Annotated in this window: 17 protein-coding genes and 1 riboswitch; of the genes, 4 read left to right on the forward strand and 13 right to left on the reverse strand. The window is 56.1% G+C overall.

Annotated elements, in window-relative coordinates:
• Positions 1–122 precede the first annotated feature (122 nt).
• Positions 123–1,316 carry an NAD(P)/FAD-dependent oxidoreductase gene (locus tag ACOI7Z_RS13730; protein ID WP_065812597.1) on the forward strand — a complete coding sequence of 398 codons (1,194 nt, stop codon included), beginning with the start codon at positions 123–125 and terminating at the stop codon, positions 1,314–1,316.
• Between the two features lie 32 nt (positions 1,317–1,348).
• Here ACOI7Z_RS13730 and ACOI7Z_RS13735 read toward each other — a convergent pair whose 3' ends face one another.
• The 5 genes from ACOI7Z_RS13735 to ACOI7Z_RS13755 form a co-directional block, all read right to left on the reverse strand.
• The gene (locus tag ACOI7Z_RS13735; protein ID WP_087849074.1) at positions 1,349–3,232 is read right to left on the reverse strand and encodes a sigma 54-interacting transcriptional regulator; all 1,884 of its coding nucleotides are present in this window, start codon (positions 3,230–3,232) and stop codon (positions 1,349–1,351) included.
• 143 nt (positions 3,233–3,375) lie between these two features.
• Complete coding sequence (locus ACOI7Z_RS13740; protein ID WP_087849075.1) at positions 3,376–4,539, reverse strand: metallo-dependent hydrolase; 1,164 nt, start codon at positions 4,537–4,539, stop codon at positions 3,376–3,378.
• 12 nt (positions 4,540–4,551) lie between these two features.
• A complete protein-coding gene (locus ACOI7Z_RS13745) occupies positions 4,552–5,946 on the reverse strand; it encodes a DASS family sodium-coupled anion symporter (protein ID WP_060589793.1) in 1,395 nt (464 codons plus the stop codon).
• 64 nt (positions 5,947–6,010) lie between these two features.
• Complete coding sequence (locus ACOI7Z_RS13750) at positions 6,011–6,709, reverse strand: methyltransferase (protein WP_060589791.1); 699 nt, start codon at positions 6,707–6,709, stop codon at positions 6,011–6,013.
• A gap of 10 nt (positions 6,710–6,719) precedes the next feature.
• Positions 6,720–7,673: a hydroxyacid dehydrogenase gene (locus tag ACOI7Z_RS13755; protein WP_060589789.1), complete on the reverse strand. Its 954-nt coding sequence runs from the start codon at positions 7,671–7,673 to the stop codon at positions 6,720–6,722.
• 335 nt (positions 7,674–8,008) lie between these two features.
• On the opposite strand from ACOI7Z_RS13755, the gene ACOI7Z_RS13760 reads away from it, so the two are divergent.
• Positions 8,009–8,284 (forward strand): LysR family transcriptional regulator, encoded by a 276-nt coding sequence (locus tag ACOI7Z_RS13760; RefSeq protein WP_060589786.1) that lies wholly within the window; start codon positions 8,009–8,011, stop codon positions 8,282–8,284.
• Between the two features lie 34 nt (positions 8,285–8,318).
• Here ACOI7Z_RS13760 and ACOI7Z_RS13765 read toward each other — a convergent pair whose 3' ends face one another.
• The 8 genes from ACOI7Z_RS13765 to ACOI7Z_RS13800 form a co-directional block, all read right to left on the reverse strand.
• Positions 8,319–9,332 (reverse strand): magnesium transporter, encoded by a 1,014-nt coding sequence (locus ACOI7Z_RS13765; protein WP_023291272.1) that lies wholly within the window; start codon positions 9,330–9,332, stop codon positions 8,319–8,321.
• Positions 9,333–9,388: 56 nt separating this feature from the next.
• Positions 9,389–9,570: riboswitch (M-box (ykoK) riboswitch) on the reverse strand.
• Between the two features lie 98 nt (positions 9,571–9,668).
• Positions 9,669–10,067 (reverse strand): nickel-responsive transcriptional regulator NikR, encoded by a 399-nt coding sequence (gene nikR, locus ACOI7Z_RS13770; RefSeq protein WP_023291271.1) that lies wholly within the window; start codon positions 10,065–10,067, stop codon positions 9,669–9,671.
• Entirely contained in the window at positions 10,055–10,846 is a 792-nt protein-coding gene (gene nikE / locus ACOI7Z_RS13775; protein ID WP_087849076.1) for a nickel import ATP-binding protein NikE, read from the reverse strand. The genes nikR and nikE overlap by 13 nt, the downstream gene beginning before the upstream one ends.
• Entirely contained in the window at positions 10,843–11,607 is a 765-nt protein-coding gene (gene nikD, locus ACOI7Z_RS13780) for a nickel import ATP-binding protein NikD (RefSeq protein ID WP_023291269.1), read from the reverse strand. Before nikD ends, nikE begins: the two co-directional genes overlap by 4 nt.
• Positions 11,607–12,440: a nickel ABC transporter permease subunit NikC gene (nikC, locus tag ACOI7Z_RS13785; RefSeq protein ID WP_048298537.1), complete on the reverse strand. Its 834-nt coding sequence runs from the start codon at positions 12,438–12,440 to the stop codon at positions 11,607–11,609. Before nikC ends, nikD begins: the two co-directional genes overlap by 1 nt.
• Complete coding sequence (gene nikB / locus ACOI7Z_RS13790; protein WP_087849077.1) at positions 12,437–13,381, reverse strand: nickel ABC transporter permease subunit NikB; 945 nt, start codon at positions 13,379–13,381, stop codon at positions 12,437–12,439. The genes nikC and nikB overlap by 4 nt, the downstream gene beginning before the upstream one ends.
• Positions 13,381–14,949, reverse strand: coding sequence for a nickel ABC transporter substrate-binding protein (gene nikA, locus ACOI7Z_RS13795; protein WP_087849078.1), 1,569 nt, complete (start codon positions 14,947–14,949; stop codon positions 13,381–13,383). Before nikA ends, nikB begins: the two co-directional genes overlap by 1 nt.
• A gap of 137 nt (positions 14,950–15,086) precedes the next feature.
• Positions 15,087–15,947 (reverse strand): LysR family transcriptional regulator, encoded by an 861-nt coding sequence (locus ACOI7Z_RS13800; RefSeq protein ID WP_050534014.1) that lies wholly within the window; start codon positions 15,945–15,947, stop codon positions 15,087–15,089.
• Positions 15,948–16,044: 97 nt separating this feature from the next.
• Here ACOI7Z_RS13800 and ACOI7Z_RS13805 point away from each other — a divergent pair, with 97 nt between their 5' ends.
• Together ACOI7Z_RS13805 and arnB are read left to right on the forward strand one after the other, a co-directional pair.
• Positions 16,045–16,551, forward strand: a complete 507-nt coding sequence (locus ACOI7Z_RS13805) for a phenolic acid decarboxylase (protein ID WP_167875413.1) — start codon at positions 16,045–16,047, stop codon at positions 16,549–16,551.
• A gap of 396 nt (positions 16,552–16,947) precedes the next feature.
• Entirely contained in the window at positions 16,948–18,087 is a 1,140-nt protein-coding gene (gene arnB / locus ACOI7Z_RS13810) for a UDP-4-amino-4-deoxy-L-arabinose aminotransferase (RefSeq protein ID WP_023291264.1), read from the forward strand.
• Position 18,088 lies beyond the last annotated feature (1 nt).

The following is an 18,088-nucleotide window of genomic DNA, read 5'->3' on the forward strand; positions in this document are numbered from 1 at the left end:
TTTACCCTGTTGGGAGTAATCCTATATCTTTCAATGATGTATCTAATGCGGGATTTTTCCCGCTGGTGTGACCAGAGTGAAATATTTACAAAACCCGACAATTGGGGAACGAGGAATGCGCTGTGGAAAGGTTTGATGCCATTGTCGTTGGCGCCGGAGCGGCGGGAATGTTTTGCGCAGCGCAGGCGGGGCAGCTCGGCTGTCGCGTTCTGCTGCTCGACAACGGCAAAAAGCCGGGGCGAAAAATTCTGATGTCCGGCGGCGGTCGCTGCAACTTTACCAATATGTATGTTGAGCCGGCGGCCTATTTGAGCCAAAACCCGCATTTTTGCAAATCTGCCCTGGCGCGCTACACCCAGTGGGACTTTATCGAGCTGGTCGGCAAATATGGCATCGCCTGGCATGAGAAAACCCTCGGTCAGCTGTTTTGCGATGATTCGGCGGAACAGATCGTCAATCTGTTGTTGGCGGAATGCGAAAAGGGCGGCGTGCAGATCCGCCTGCGCAGCGAAATCCTCAGCGTCGAGCGCGACGAGCAAGGCTACCGGCTCCAGGTGAACGGCGAAACGCTGGCGACCAAAAAGCTGGTGATCGCCTCCGGCGGCTTGTCGATGCCGGGCCTTGGCGCCTCGCCGTTCGGCTATAAAATCGCCGAACAGTTCGGCCTGAAGGTGCTGCCGACCCGTGCGGGTCTGGTGCCGTTTACCCTGCACAAGCCGCTGCTTGAGCAGCTGCAGGTTCTCTCCGGCGTCTCGGTGCCGTCGACCATCACCGCCGAGAACGGCACCCTGTTCCGCGAAAATCTGCTGTTCACCCATCGCGGCCTTTCCGGACCGGCGGTGCTGCAAATTTCCAGCTACTGGCAGCCCGGCGAGTTCGTCACCGTGAATCTGCTGCCGGACTGCAATCTTGAAGACTTCCTTAATGAGCAGCGCGGCGCGCATCCCAACCAGAGCCTGAAAAACACCCTCGCGATGCAGTTGCCGAAGCGGCTGGTGGAGTGCCTGCAGCAGCTGGGGCAAATTCCTGATGTCACGCTGAAGCAGCTGAACGTTCGCGACCAGCAGGCGCTGGTGGAGACGCTGACCGCCTGGCGCGTGCAGCCGAACGGCACCGAAGGCTACCGGACGGCGGAGGTGACCCTCGGCGGCGTGGACACCAATGAGCTCTCGTCGCGTACTATGGAGGCGCGCAAGGCGCCGGGCCTCTACTTTATCGGCGAAGTGATGGACGTCACCGGCTGGCTCGGCGGGTATAACTTCCAGTGGGCGTGGTCAAGCGCCTGGGCCTGCGCGCAGGCGCTGGTGGAAGGGTAACGGCGGTATCGTTCCGGCGGATAGGTTTCGGCTTATCCGCTTATGTTATGCTGCTTCAGTTTTCGCCACAGCGTGGTAGGGCTGATGCCGAGGATGGCGGAGGCTCTGGTTCTGTCGCCATCCGTTTTTTCAATCACGCTCGCAATCAGCTGTTTCTCCTGTTTTTTTAACAGATCGCTCTCATCCGCGACCAGCGTGTGGTCAGAAACAAGAGACACGCTCTGGTGGCAGGCCGGCGAGAGGTGACTGATCTGCTGTAAAACCTCTTTGTTCACCGTGTTTCCGTCCAGCAAGACGATAAGACGATAGATGACCGCCTGCAGTTCACGAATATTGCCCGGCCAGTCATAGTTTTGTAGGCAGTTCACGGCATCCGCAGTAAAGGTGAGGTGCTTGTTTTGTTGCTGCAGAAGATGGTGAATCAGCACCATAATATCTTCGGGTCTTTCGCGTAATGACGGGAGCTGCAGTTCAAGGATATTGATTCGGTAATAAAGATCCTGGCGGAACTCCCCGCTGGCGACGAGCTGACCCAGATCTTTATTGCTGGCGGTGATCAGGCGAAAGTCGGCTGAGAGCAGGGTGTCGCCACCAAGACGGGAAAATTGCTTCTCCTGCAATACGCGCAGCAGCTTCACCTGGACCGACAGCGGGGCTTCGCTGATCTCATCGATAAATACCGTTCCGTTAGTGGCCATTTCAAAGACCCCGGGCTTGCCTCCCTTCCGCGCGTTGGTAAACGCGCCTTCGGCATAACCGAACAGTTCGCTTTCCAGCAGGCTCTCCGGTATAGCCGCGCAGTTAAGCGCGACAAAAGGACCATGGCTTCGGGCACTAACGTGATGAATACTCTGGGCAAACAGCTCTTTCCCCGTGCCGGTGTCGCCCAGGATATGGACCGGAAGCTCATGTTGAGCGCACAGCCTGGCTTTTTGTATCACCTGATGCATGATCGGCGATTGCGCAATAATATTGTCAAAAGAGTAGCTGGTGGCATAGCCGCGTAAGTGACTTTTCTTACTGGTAGTTTGCTGCCAGAGCGTACTTTCCTGGCTTAAGCCGGTGATGACGGCATAGCTGTTGTGGCGATTGGAAAAATGCCGGACGGAGAGACTAACAAGTGTGCCATTAATTTCGATAGCTTGCTCTTTGACGTTTGACTCATTAATCATACTGGCATAGATATCTTTAAAAACCTCTTTTTTAAATAATTTGTCACCCACCTGACATTGAAATAAGGTCATGCCGATAGCATTAATATGAATAATCTCACCCAGCTGATCAACGCACATAATTCCTTCGCGGGATTGGTTAAGCGCCGCATGGCTCATCACTAACTTTAAATTTTCCCGATTGATATATTTTAGTAAGCCATGAGCTTCATTAATTGCTTGTTCAATAGAATTATTGTCAGCATCACCTTCAATAACGTTGAGATTGTATTTCTTGGCCATTTCGGCGACCGTTAAACCGCCAATGACCATATGGTAATCATTTTCAGACAGGTTTTTAATAACATTTTCAATATCATGATGGTTATAGACCTGGCAAATCTTAAACTCGTCGTTGGTCATGCTTTGGTAATGCCGCAGCGCCCGGCAAAACTGGGGGAAACCGATGGCGGCGATTTTCTGCGATTTATTCTTGGCTTCCTGCAGGATGCGGTATACGCCATGAAAATCATGGGCGATTTCGATCACCGGAATGGGAATGTTATTGCGAAGCAGGGCGGCGGTACCGCCCCGGCTAATAATGATTCGGGTACCGGACTGGATCATTTCGTTGGCTTTATTGAGGACATCAGAATAACGAAACTCATAGACGGGGATTTCCAGTTTGCGCTCAATAAGGACATTGATAATTCGTTGGGTAATAGTGCTGGAAACTGAGAAGATGACAATTTCATTATTCTTCATACATTATTCACTTCCATCGGCTCAAGATTGGCTAAAATCATTATAATTTTAAGGTGCAGATAAATAATGACGAAGGTCATGGAAGGTGGGTTTTATCGTACCAGCCTTACGCCTGGAAAGACGCAAGGCTGGTGGCTGGCGAATTAGAACCGCAGTCGGCGATAAACGATCTGCCCGTTACAGATAGTGGCGCAGTTATCGAGGTAGCGATCACCCTCCAGGATTTTTCCCCGGGTATCTTCAAACATAATTTTATCTTTGCGTAATTTCACAATGGAAATATCGGCAAGAGCATTTGGCGCCAGAGTACCAATCTGCCCTTGCATTTTCATCAGGCGAGCCGGGGTAGCGGTGACGGCGCGGATAACGTCAAAGAAGGACATGCCCATATTGAGATATTTCGACATCACATGCAGCAGACTATAGACCTTGTCGGTACGCAAGCTATTACGCAGGGTTAAATCGGTACTGATGATATCAGGGTAGAATCCCTGCTCCATCGCCGATTGCGCCACCTCAAAATCAAAGTGGGCGACACCGTTTGAACAATCGAAGATCACCCCCCGGGACTGCGCTTCTTTGATGGCGGCATAGACCTGCCCCTGTTCATTGAGAATGGAATGACCGGTACCGTGGAAACAGTGCGCGTAGATGTCACCCTCCTCGAAATAGCGGATCAGCTCATCGGCGCATAACAGGGAGTCGGTGACATGCACGCAAATGGAGGTATCCAGTTTTCGCGCCAGGGAGACCGTAGCTAACAGCGGATCGCTGGCATACTGTTTGCCCCGGGCGATATCCTGGCTATAGCGTAATTTCAAGCCCAGAATGTTGTCTTTATTTTCATTCAGCGTCTGGGCAATTTTTTCCTCGTTGTAATTTGCTGGATTGGTATTTTCAAGATAGCCGGTTGGCCCACCGCCAAGGGTCGAAAGGCCAACGTTGACCACGTTTAAATAGCTCTTGATTTTCACCATCGCCGGATGAATCACGCTATTACGAAATAGCGAATAGTTTACCCATCCGCTGCTCCCGGCATCGACCATGCTGGTGACGCCGTTTGGTAAACAGACGATGTCGGGGTTGACGCTAATCGCCGTTCCGCCATGAAAAACGTGCCCATGAAAGTCGATGAGCCCGGGAAGAACAATACAGCCTGAGGCATCAATAACGGTTTCTGCCTGTCGTTCATCCTGATGCGTGATATCAACGATGCGGTTACCCTTAATACCTATATCGGCGTTGATATAAGTTCGGTTTTCCATATCGGCGATCTGGCCGTTTTTAATGACTATATCCAGTTTCATTTTATGCTCCTGTCAGATACCGATAAGCTTCCAGTAAGGAATACCGATTAAGAAAAATATCAATACGTTAACCACAACCATAATGGTGCCGAGCATCCAGAACGTTTTTTGCGGCACGTAGCCGCTGGAGAAGGTAAATACGCCAGCCCCATTACCATAGTGGGTCAATAACGCGCCATAGCCTGCGGAGAAGGCCAGAGAGAGCGCCACGTACATAGGATGTGCCTGCGTGGTCATTCCGAGGGTAAAGAGTACCGGATAGAAAGAGACGACAAAGGCGCTGTTTGAGACGAAGAAATAGCGGACCGCGAGGCTGATAAACACCAGCACAGCAATCGCGCTGAATTCACTCAAATGCGAGAGATCGAGATAATTTTTAATCACGTCGACCAGGTAAACATAGAATCCGCCTTTTGACAGCGCGACCGCGCAGCCGTAGAAGGCGCCGTACCAGACAAAAGTTTGCCAGGCTGATTTTTCGCTGACTACGTCATTCCAGCTCAGTACGCCGAAAAGCAACAGACAAGCGAGGAAGGCGAGTCCCACGGGAATAAAGGCAATGCCGGTGATAGACCCCGTCATCCAGCCTAACACGCCAAGAATAAAGAACGCGATTAACAGCTTCTCTTCGCGTTTTACCGGCCCTAATTCATTGAGTCCTTTTTCCGCAATTTCATTGACGTTCGTAATGACTTTCAGTTCCGGGGCATAGATTTTATACAGGATCCAGGGCGCCAGAATGAGCACCAGTCCCGCCGGGACAATGGCGGCTTTAAACCAGGTCATCCACTCAAGATTAACCTTCATAATCTCATTGGCTAATGAAACGGTGATCGAGTTGGTGGCCATCCCGGTCAGGAACAGGCTGGAGGTGCCCATCGAGACGACGTACATCAAAATAGTCAGGTAGGCGCCGATTTTGCGGCTGCCGTCGTCGGGCTTCGAGCCAAGCGCTTCGGCGATATTCCTGAAAATGGGGTAGGTAATCCCTCCCGAACGCGACATGTTTGAACCGGTCGCTGGGGCCAGCACGGTATCGGTGACCATCATCAAATACCCGAGCGTCAGGGTATTTTTGCCGTAGCGTTTGAGTAACAGATAAGCAATGCGTTTACCTAACCCGGTAATGACAAACGCTTTGCAAATAATAAAAGCGCTGATAATAAACCATACCATTGGGCTGCCAAATCCAGCGAATAGCGGACCGGGGTCGAGTACCAGAGAGGCGAATCCCAAAATAATCAGCATAATCACCGAATCGGTAAACGGGCGTAAAACCAGGCCACAGAGCATGGCCAGATAAATACCAACCATATGCCATGTCGGGGCGGCAACGCCTTCCGGATGCGGTATTATCCAAAATAAAACAGGGAAAAAGATAATCGGCAAGAGTTTTAAATAAAGCATTTTTGTTACCTTTGCTTTAAGGCCACGGCAGTTAAATGACCGTGGCTTATATTATTCAATCGAATTAACGATATGTGTCGTCGATAAATTCGACGCCGGTTGCATCCAGCGATTTTCTAACCCATTGGCGGTTGGCTGTGCCGTTTTTTGCGGCATCCACTTTGCTGGAGTCGAATTTGGCGTACTCTTTCGCTTTATCCAGCACAGTCTCTGCATCGCTCAGTGGGATGACAATGACGCCATCCGCATCACCGACAATCAGATCGCCGGGACAGACCGCGACGCCGCCCACGGCAATAGGGGTATTCACTTCCCCTGGACCCATTTTGAACGGGCCCGCCGGGTTCGAACCGGTGGCATAGAGCGGAAAATCAAGAACCGATAGCGCGTCGATATCGCGAATTGGCCCGTCGAGCACGATGCCGGCAATGTTCTTCATGTGATGGGCATACGCCACCATGATTTCGCCCATCAACGCCCGCGAGCGATCTCCTTCGTTAGAGACCACAATGACGTCATTTTCCCCCGCCATATCCAGGGCGGCATGGAGCATCAAATTGTCGCCGGCGCGTGCTTTTACCGTAATAGCGAAGCCGGCCATTATCGGTTTTTTGGGTGAGGAAATGCGCTTGATGCCGTTGCCTAATACCGCAATACGGTTCATGGTGTCAGCAATATTTGCCGCCGGCAGGTGCTCATATTCTTTCAGCAGTGCAATATTTCCCGCCGGACGTTTTAAAAATACACGGTTACCAATAGTCATCTCTTGCTCCTTAAAAACCTGGGACCGGCCAGGACGGTTTTTTACCCGATAACACTTCGTCAATACCGATGGCGGAATGCAGGGAAGCCCTGTCAGTCGCTTCGATGGTGGCAGCACCGATATGAGGACCGATGACGATATTGCTCAATGCGAAAATAGGATCGTTGGCATCGAAGGGTTCTTTCTTTAAAACATCAACGCCGGCGCCGGCGATAATTTGCTGGCTTAAGGCGTGATAAAGCGCGCGCTCATCGACGAGCTTGCCGCGGGCGGTATTAATGAAATAGGCGCTGGGTTTCATCATCGAGAACTGTTTTTCGCCGACAAAGTCGGTGGTTTCCGCCGTTGTTGGGCAGTGCAGCGAAACGAAATCACTCTCTTTGAAAATACGGTCGAAATCGTCAGTGAGTTCGACACCTTCGGGGATCTGCTGCTGTGTTTTATAGGGATCATAGGCAATGACTTTCATATTAAAGCCATGCAGTGCTTTGATCGCGACGCGAGAGCCGATATTTCCTACGCCAATTAAACCCAGGGTTTTACCGTCAAGTTCAACTTTCGGCGTGCGCAATTTTGCCCAATAATAATCTTCAAGCATTTTCTCTTCGACCAGCTTGAAATTACGTGAGCAGTGCAGCATATAAAATATTGTCAGTTCAGCGACCGACATGCTATTGGCTAGCGGGGCATTTAATACCACAACGCCATGACGTTTGGCTGACTCCAGATCCACGGTATCGTAACCCGCGCCATGGCGGGCCACCACTTTCAGCTTTTTAGCGGCTTCAAATACGCGGTCGGACATTTTTGAAAGGCGTACGATAATACCGTCACAGTCGCCGATATCACGAATGATATCTTCTTCTTCCATCCCCGAACCTTTAATTAGCTGATAACCTCGGCTTTCCAGGTACGCTCTCCCTTCGGCCATGATCTCTTGCGGGAGTAGAATTTTATACGTCATGTCAATTTCTCCAGTGTTGTTTACGAGGAGGTAAATGCATGCCGGATGCCATAAATGATTTCAGCGTTGACTTTATTTTTAATCTATTGAAATTAAAATAATTTTTATTTTGTTAATTATTGGTAAATTGTTTTCGTGGTGATGGGTGTCACAAATTCATATTAGGCGTTATCACCTGGTTTTTTCATTATGAAATGGCTGAATTGCAAAATTAAATAACAGTGTTATGCATTTCACATTGTTGCTTGACAGAGCCTGGGTCGAGAGGCATTGACATTTTGTTGTCGGTTAACTAAAACGAAGCGGGATGAATAAATACACAGGATGTATTGATCGTGAATAATACCCAGATTGAAATCTTCAGCGTCATGGTTCAAACGGAAAATATTCATCATACTGCGCAACGGCTTGGCATTGATGCTGCTGCTGTCACCACCAGTATTTGTGCGCTGGAGAACGAGATTGGTTTTAATCTCATCTTGCGAGGAAAAAATATCAGGAAGGTGATATTAACGGAAAAGGGAAGGGCTTTTTATAAGCTGACGCCGCAGATCCTCGGCATACTGCATGCTATCGCGACTATTCGCCGCGCAAAGCACCTGGCTGAATAAGCCCGGCGCCAGTCGGCCGGGCTGTGGCATGGCGTCAGTTCAACCCAAGAAAATACTGGGCGATTTTGAAATAGATGATCAGTCCGGTGCCATCGATCAGCGTGGCGATAAACGGCGCGGAAACCACCGCCGGATCGATGCCGATCCGTTTAAGCACCATCGGGATGACCGACGAGACAATCGCGCTCCACAGGGTAATGCATACCAGCGTCAGGCTGACGATCAGCGTGATTTCCATGCCGATGCCCATCATCCAGGCGCGCAGGCAGCCCGCCAGCCCAAGCGTTAAGGCAATCAGAAACGAGGTCGATACTTCTTTGCGGATCACCCGCCCCATATCGCGCAGCCGTACTTCTCCCAGCGCCATCGAGCGCACCAGCGTCGAGGTGATCTGCGTTCCGCTGTTGCCGCCGGTACCGATGAGCAGCGGAATAAAGAAGGCCAGCGCGATGGCCGATTCCAGCGCCTCTTCGAAATGCTGCAGCACGCTGCTGGTGTAGGCTTCGGCCACGAACAGCAGCAGCAGCCACACCGAGCGTTTCTTCCACAGCGTCCAGGGGCTGATGTCCAGATACGGTTTTTCCAGCGGCAGCGTCGCCCCCTGCAGTTGGGCGTCCTCGGTGACGTCATCCTCCAGCAGATGGGCGATCTCCTTTTCCATCAGGCAGCCGACCAGCTCGCCTTTATCGACGACGGGAACCAGGTCGAGGCCGCGCTCGTTGAGCTCGGCTATCACCTGCGGGCGTTCATCGTCAGGTTTGACGCGGAACAGGCAGCTGTCCATCAGGTAGCGGATAGACTGCCCGACATCCCCTTCCTGCAGTAGCTTTTTGACCGACAGGCTGCCGCGCAGCTTCTTGCCGGCGACCACAAACACCTGGCCGGGAATATCATCGCTGGTGAGCTGTGAGATAAAGTGCTCCCGCGCTTCATGGACGCTGAGATGTTCCTGCAGCGTAATAAAGTCGGTACGCATGTACTGGGCGATGGCATCGCCGTCGAAGCCAGAGGTCGCCTGATGGGCGGCGCAGAGTTGAATGGAAGACATGATTAAAATCCCTATAAAAAATCACTCATAGGGGCGAACAAGACAGGGTTAGCGCAGGCAGATCCCTACGTCCTGGTTTTAGCACTGCATAACGTATCTGAACGGTCATGACCGCCAGAAGTTACCTTGGCAACACCTTGATTCGATGGAAGCCTGTATTTCCCTGAGTGGTCTCTCTCGATACCAACAGGGCGGTAACTTGTATTTATGCAGGAGCCTCGCCATAACGAGATCGTTAAATGAGGCGCCATTATTGGCGAAGAGGGATAATTCACCAAGCGTATAGTTTAGGTGGTTTATCAACTGTTGATAAACCACCCAGGCATTTTCAAATAGTTAATCATCCGCTAAACACTGCAAATGCCCATGGCGCACACCGCGCTGGGCAATCACGTCGTCGGCAAAATGCTGCACCTCGGCCATGTCTCCCTTCAGCACCGCAATCTCCAGGCAGTCGTCATGACTGATATGCACATGCAGCGTGGCGACGGAGAGATCGTGATGATGATGCTGGGTGGCCACCAGCCGGCTCGCCAGTTCGCGTTTTTCATGCTCGTAGACATATGACAGGACGGCATAACCGCGCCGCGGCTCCGACGGCGCGGGATCCTGGTTGAGGGCGTCGCGCAGAATATCGCGTACCGCCTCCGAACGGTTATGGTAGCCGCGGCGGGCGCTGAGCGCATCGAGAGCGGCCAGCAGGTCATCATCAAGGGTCAGGGTTACGCGCTGCATGGCATGGCCTCGTTGAGCAGAGTGGCAGGAAAAGGTGGCAGCACCGCCTGCTGGAGCGCCTGTCCGGCAGGAGAGCGCAGGCGCAGCGGTAGACTGACCGTTGCGGTTTCGACGATGCGTCCGTGCTCCATCACCAGCACCCGCTGGCAAAAGCGCTCCACCAGCCGCAGGTCGTGGGTAATGAACAGGCAGGCGGTGCCAAACCGGGCCTGCAGGCGCTTCAGCAGGGCGATAATCTCCGCCTGCAGCAGCAGATCGAGATTCGAGACCGCTTCATCCAGGATCAACAGCTGCGGCCGCACCGCCAGGGCGCGAGCCAGGCAGACGCGCTGCAGCTGTCCGCCGCTGAGCTGCGCCGGGCGTTTATCGAGCAGCGTCGTGGAAAGGTCGACCGCGTGCAGCATCTCTTCCACCCGCCGTGCGCGCTCCTCGCGCGACAAGCGGAACAGATGGCGCAGCGGCTCGCTGACGATCTCGCGCACCGTTTTGCGCGGATTCACCGCGCTGAAGGCATCCTGAAACACCAGCTGAATATCACGGCGGAAGGCGCCGATGGCCTCACCCTTCAGGGCGGTCAGCGGTGTGCCGCGCCAGACAATATCGCCGTGCTGCGGCGTTTCCAGGCCCACCAGCATCCGCGCCAGGGTGCTCTTGCCGCAGCCGCTGCGCCCGAGCAGGGCCACCGTTTCGCCGGGGGCGATGGCGAGTTGGATCTCGTGCAGGACCCTGCCGTGGTGGGGGTAATCGTGGCTCACCCCGTTGACGCTGAGTAAATTCATGCTGTTTTCTCCAGTCCGTACAGCGCCAGATGCGCCGCCAGCAGGCGCTGGCTCAGCGGGTGCTGTGGGGCGCTGAACAGCGTGTTTACATCGCACTGTTCAACGAGGCGACCGTTCTCCATGACCGTTACGTCATCCGCCAGCCGCGCCACAACGCCCATGTCATGCGTCACCAGCAGCAGCCCCAGACCGCGGCTGGCGACGATATCCGCCAGCAGATCGAGGATCCGCGCCTGGGCGATGGCATCGAGGTCGGTGGTCGGCTCGTCGGCGATGATAAAGGGCGCGCGGCTGAGCAGGGCGAGGGCGATCATCATCCGCTGCAGCATGCCGCCGCTCATCTCGAAGGGATAGCGGCTGAGCAGCGAGCGCGGATTATCCAGACCCACCTCTTCCATCACCGCCAGCAGGGCGGCGTCATTCGCTTCGCGTCCCGCCGCCCGGCAAGTTTCCCGGGCGTGGGCGGCCATGGTATGCAGCGGATTAAAGGCGCTGCGTGGGTTCTGCATGATGGTAGCGATAGTCGCGCCGCGCAGCTGTTCGCCGTGCACCGGCATGCCGTCAAGCAACACCCGGCCGGCGGTCTGGCTGACGCCGGGCGGCAGCAGGCCCAGCGCGGCGGCGCAGGTAAGCGATTTCCCGCTGCCGCTGCTGCCGAGCAGCGCCAGCACCTTGCCGCGGCGCAGGGTAAGAGAGACGTCGCTGACCAGCGGGCGGTCGGCGGCAAGGGCGATCTGTTGCAGTTGGATCTTTTGCGGCATCAGTGGCTATGCTCCGCGATCAGGTGAGGATCGAGGCGATCGCGCAGCGCGTCGCCCAGCAGGTTAAAGGCCATCACGCTGATGAACAGCGCCAGCCCCGGCCAGACCATCTGCAGCGGCTGGGTCCAGATATACTGCCGGGCGTCGTTGATCATCACCCCCCATTCCGCCGTCGGCGCGCTGACGCCGAGGCCAAGGAACGACATGCCGGCCACGTGAAGCATCATATGGCCGATATCCAGTGAGGCGAGCACCAGCAGCGAGGGGATCACCGCCCCTGCCAGATGGTCGCTGAACAGCCGCCACTGGCTGGCGCCGCTCAGGCGGGCGGCGAGGATAAATTCGCGCTGGCGCAGGGAGACCACCAGATTACGCACCATTCTGGCGTACCAGGCCCAGTGCGATAGCGCAATGGCGAGGATCACGTTGGTCAGCCCGGTGCCGAGCACCCCCACCATAAAGAACGACAGGATCGAGGTTGGAAAGGTCATAAACAGTTCGGCAAGGCGCATCAGGCCGCGGTCGGCGCGGCCGCCCAGCAGCCCGGCGCTGCCGCCAACCGCCAGACCGATCAGCAGCACCAGCAGCAGGCAGGCCATTACCGCCCCCAGCGAGACACGGGTAGCGGCCAGCAGGCGCGAGAAAATATCCCGTCCTAGATGATCGGTCCCCAGCCAGTGCGCTGCCCCTGGCGGCAGCAGTCGCTGCTGCAGGTTAATCGCCGCCGGATCCGAGGGGAGCCACCAGCCGCTGCCGATGGCGATGACCGCCAGCAGCGCAATAACCAGCAGGGCCAGTTTCACCGGCCAGCGGAAGTTTCGTAGCCATCTCATACGCTCACCTCCTCATGGCGGCGCAGGCGCGGGTCGAGCGCCGCGTTGAGCACATCCACCGCCAGGTTAGCCAGCACGAACACCGTGACCATCATCAGCGTAAAGCACTGAATCACCGGGTAATCGCGATTGAAGATCGCGGAAACCGCGTAGCGGCCGACCCCCGGCCAGGCAAAGATATTTTCAATAATCATGGTGCCGCCGATCAGCTCGCCAATGTGCATGCCCATGGCGGTCACCACCGGCAGGGTGGCGTTGCGCAGGATATGCCGCCGCTCCACCTGGCGCGCGCTCAAGCCGCGCAGCCGCGCCCACACCACGTGACGCTGACTGGAGACCTCCAGCATGCTGGCGCGCAGCAGGCGGGCGTTGATCGCCAGCGACATAAAGGCGATGGAGACGGCGGGCAATATCAGGTGCTGCCAGTCGCCGTACCCCATCGCCGGAAGCCACTGCAGATGCACGGAAAAAAGCATCACCAGCAGAAAGGCCAGCCAGAAGTTCGGCATCGACACGCCGAGGAAGGCTATCAGCCGCACAGCAAAGTCCGGCAGGCGATCGCGATGGCGCGCCGCCCAGATCCCCAGCGGCAGCGAGGTGACGAGGATCAGCGCCAGCGCCGCGCCGGTGAGCAGCAGGGTGGCCGGCAGGAAGTGCAGCAGGTCATCCAGCACCGGGCGCCGGGTGGCATAGGAGAGGCCAAAGTCCAGGTGCAGCGCCCGCCACAGCCAGTGCAGATACTGCATCGCCAGCGGCTGGTTGAGCCCCAGCAGTTCGCGGGTCGAGGCGACCATCTCTTCAGTGGGCGGCAGGTTCGACAGGCGTAAATAATCCAGCGCCGGGTCGCCGGTGCCGAGCCGCAGCAGCAGAAAGATGATGGCGGAGGCGGCGAGCAGCAGCGGGATCAGCAGCAGCAGGCGGCGTAAAATAAAGCGTAGCATTATGGCGTTACCGGTTTAATCTGGTCGAAAGGGATCTCGGTGCTCACCGGCGCGAACGGGATCTCCCCGACCTCCCGGCGCGCAACCGACATCAGCGAGACATAGCTGATGGGCAGGTACACCGCGTCCTGATGCAGGCGGCTCAGCACATCGTGGTACAGCCGTTTCCGCTGCGCCTCGTCGCTGGTGGTCAGCACCTCGCTAATCTCTTTATCAATTAGCCCCTTGTCGGGCAGGCCGCGCTGGGCCTGATAATCGGCATGGGAGGGCACGCGCATCGAGCTTAAAAAGGCATGCGGATCGTAGGGGGCGCCCCAGGTGCGATTGAAGATCATGCCGAACCGCCCTTCGCGCTGGCGCGCATAGATGCTGCTCTCCTCCTCGCCCACCAGGGTGACGCGGACGCCGACCTCCCGCAGATTGGCCTGAATAATTTCGGCCATCGATTTAGCCAGCGCGTCGGTGCCGATAAACGCCAGCTCAATCGCCAGCGGTTGCCCGGCCTTTTGTCGCCAGGGCTGGCCTTCCGGTTGCTGCCAGCCGGCCTGCGCCAGCAGGGCGCGGGCTTTTGCCGGGTCGTAACGGCGCGGCGTCAGATCCTGCGGGGCGTAGGGGACCGAGGGCGCAAACAGGGTGTCGGCAACCTGCTGGGTGCCGTAGAGCACGCTATCGACGAGGGTCTGCTTGTCGACGGCGTAGTTGAGCGCCTCGCGAACCGCCTGCTCGCGGGTCGGGCCCTGGCTGGCGTTCAGCGCCAGCATCACCGTCTCCGCCGGGGCGGAGAGACGAGCCGCGTAGCCGGGGTGATGACGAAAGCGTTCGAAGGTATCCAGCGGCAGCAGCCCCTCGTCGCCGTAGAGCATGTCGATTTCTCCGGTTTCGAACGCCACCGCGCGGCTGGTGGCGTCGGGGATCACTTTGATGGTGATTTGCTGTAGCGCGGGTTTATTACCCCAGTAGCGTTCGTTGCGTACCAGCACGTCGCGCTGATTGAGCTGCGAACTCGCCAGTCGCCACGGCCCGGTGCCGATCGGGGCTTTGATGCCGTTGGCGGTGCCGCCATCGATAAACTGCGAGGGGGCGATAAAGCGGAACGGGCGGGGCAGAGCCAGCTCTTGTAGTAAGGGGGCGTAGGCGCTTTTCAGAGTGAGCTGCAGCTCGCTGGCGCTGAGCGCCCGCGCGTCGGTTATCTGATTGGCGAGCTCAAGCCAGGCGTGGCGTTGGCGGTTGGCGAGCACCGCCTGGAAATTAGCCGCCGCGGCCTGGGCGTTAAAGGGTTCGCCGTTGGAGAAGGTCACATCCTCGCGCAGGGTAAACCACCAGGTTTTACCATCGGCGGAGTGGTGCCAGCGGGTCGCCAGCCAGGGCTGCACGCTGCCGTCAGCCTGATACTTCACCAGCGGTTCATAGACCATGCTTTGGGCAAACATCTGGTTGGGCGTATAGAGATGCGGATTCAGCGGGCCGACGTTCACCGGCCAGGCGGTAGTAAGCGAGTGCTGCGCGGCCTGAGCCAGCAGAGGGGCGCAGGCGACCAGCGCCAGCAGAGTGAGGCGGAAAATAGACAAGACGGCGTTCTCAGCGACAGGAAAGTATGACGATTTTAGTGATTCATCATACTTTCGGAGTAACCTGGATCAATATTGCGCCGGAAAGTATAAGTAATCCGTATGATTATGCGCAGGGGCAGGCGCCGCCTTACCCCTCAGGGCGCCCGGAACAACCCCAGCAGCGTGGCCACCTGTTCGTCGATCGGCGCCAGATCCCGCTTGACGATCAGATGCAGCGGCGTCGCGCGGCGCGCGCCGTGGCTGAGGGGCAGCCGCTTCAGCACGCCCTGATCGAGATGGGAACGAATGCGCTCTTCCGGCAGCCAGCCGAAGCCGACCTGATACATCACCGCATCAATGGCCGCGTCAATGGTGGAGAAGGTCCAGGCGTCACGCGTCGCCTGGCCATCGCCGGTCTGGTCGGCAATGCGCACCAGCGGCCATGGCGCCAGCGCGCTATCCTCCAGCGGACCGTCGAGGGCGGCGAGAGGATGGTCGCGGTGGGCGACGGCGATAAAATCAATATTCATCAGCCACTCTCCGCGGCCGGTAATATCCTGGCGGCGGGTCAGAACCATGACATCGGCTTCCGTTCGCGCCGCGCCCTCGTCATCAATATTTTCCAGCACTTCGGTGAGTCTGACCTGAGTCTGCGGATAACGCTGCTGAAACTGGCGCAAAATGGCGAACAGCCGCTGGCGTGGGAAAATGCTGTCGACCACCAGGTCCAGACGGGTGCGCGCCCCGTTGCGCAGAGTGGCAGCATGCGTCTCAACGTAGGCGAAGGCCTGCAGCAACGGTTTGACCTGATTCAGCAGCAGTTCGCCGGCCGGGGTCAGCACCGCCCGCCGACCGGACGGCGCCAGCAGCGCCACCCCTAAGCGCTCCTGCAGCAGCGCGAGGTTATAGCTCACCGAAGACTGACTGCGGTTGGTCTCCTCCGCCGCTCTGGCAAAGCTCCCGAGTTCCACTACCTTTTCCAGTAATGCCCACTGCTCCAGGGTTGTCTTGTGCATAATCAATCTAAAATTTGGATGTATTTAATCCAAACATAGCGTTATTCATTCAATTTTTAAAGACGTATGCTGTTCTCAACAACACAGAGGAGAACAAATGATGAGCACTTTCGACAAACATGACCTCAGCGGCTTTATCGGTAAACATCTGGTCTACACCTACGACAACGGCTGGAACTACGAAATTTACGTCAAAAACGACCATACCCTCGACTATCGTATTCACAGCGGCATCGTCGGCAATCGCTGGGTGAAAGATCAGGAAGCGTACATCGTGCGGGTGGGGGAAAGTATCTACAAAATCTCCTGGACCGAACCGACCGGTACCGACGTGAGCCTGATCGTCAACCTGGGCGATAAACTGTTCCACGGCACCATCTTCTTCCCGCGCTGGATCATGAATAACCCGGAAAAAACCGTCTGCTTCCAGAACGATCACATTCCGCTGATGAATTCTTACCGCGATGCCGGCCCGGCCTACCCGACAGAAGTGATTGACGAGTTCGCCACCATCACCTTCATTCGCGACTGTGGCGCAGATAATGATGAGGTAATTAATTGCCCGGCGAGTGAATTGCCTGCGGATTTTCCTGCAAATTTGTAATTAAGCAGAAATAACTTTGTGATCTGCGCTAACTTTTTGTCATCAAGCGTGACAAAGACAGCGTCATTAATTGTTATCTGGTTTAACCCCCGTTTACTTTCCGCGATAGCGTTCCTGTTTGCTTTTCCAGACAGGAACGTTTTTTTGTCAAAATTCTGCCATAAATAAAACCTATCATTCTGTTTCTTAATGATTTATTTGGCCATGCTGAGAAAAGATTAATTTCTTAATATTATCCTAAGCAAGGTCAACTACATTAATAGTGGTCGAAATACCCTGAAATGGAATGCCGCGCTGAAGTCACTTCATTTTAATTTCGTTTAAGTCCACAGGCGCAGGATATTTTATTCTAACGACCCTGATTTGTGCGTGGGTCATCTACAGAACAGGATGATGATGAGCGATTTTTTGCCTTTTTCGCGCCCGTCGATGGGCGACGCAGAGCTGGCAGCGCTGCGTGAAGTTTTAGCGTCGGGCTGGATCACCACCGGGCCGAAGAATCAGGCACTTGAAGCGGCATTCTGCCAGTTGACCGGCAACCGCCACGCGATTGCCGTCAGTTCAGCGACCGGCGGGATGCACGTGACCCTGATGGCGCTGGGTATTGGCCCCGGCGATGAAGTCATTACGCCGTCCCAGACCTGGGTTTCCACCCTCAATATGATCTGCCTGCTGGGCGCCACGCCGGTGATGATCGATGTCGATAACGACAATCTGATGATCACCCCTGAGGCGGTGGCAGCGGCGATCACCTCGCGGACTAAAGCGATTATTCCTGTGCACTACGCGGGGGCGCCAGCCGATATCGACGCCATTCGCGCGGTGGGCGAGCGCCATGGCATTCCGGTGATCGAAGACGCCGCTCATGCGGCGGGGACCCACTATAAAGGCCGCCACGTAGGCTGGCAGGGGACCGCGATTTTCTCGTTCCACGCGATCAAAAATATGACCTGCGCTGAAGGCGGGCTGGTTGTCACCGACGACGACGAGCTGGCCTCCCGCATCCGTAGCCTGAAATTCCATGGCCTCGGCGTGGACGCCTATGACCGCCAGACCCACGGCCGCGCGCCGCAGGCGGAGGTGATCGCTCCGGGCTTTAAATACAACCTTGCCGACATCAACGCCGCGCTGGCGCTGGTCCAGCTGGAAAAACTGCCTCACGCCAACCAGCGCCGGGCGGAAATTGCCCAGCGCTATCTGCGCGAACTGGCGGACACGCCGTTTACGCCCCTGACCGTCCCGGCCTGGGATCACCAGCACGCCTGGCATCTGTTTATCATCCGCGTCGATGAGGCTGCGTGCGGCATCAGCCGCGACGCGTTGATGGAAAAGCTGAAGGCGATGGGTATCGGCACCGGTCTGCACTTCCGTGCGGCCCATACGCAAAAATATTACCGCGAGCGCTTCCCTGAGGTTTCCCTGCCGAATACCGAATGGAACAGCGCCCGCATCTGTTCTCTCCCGTTGTTCCCGGACATGACCGATGACGATGTCACTCGCGTCATTTCCGCACTGCGCCAGCTGTCAGGACGTTGAT

Origin of the sequence: Klebsiella sp. C283 (assembly GCF_048822555.1) — a bacterium.
GTDB lineage: Bacteria > Pseudomonadota > Gammaproteobacteria > Enterobacterales > Enterobacteriaceae > Klebsiella > Klebsiella quasipneumoniae.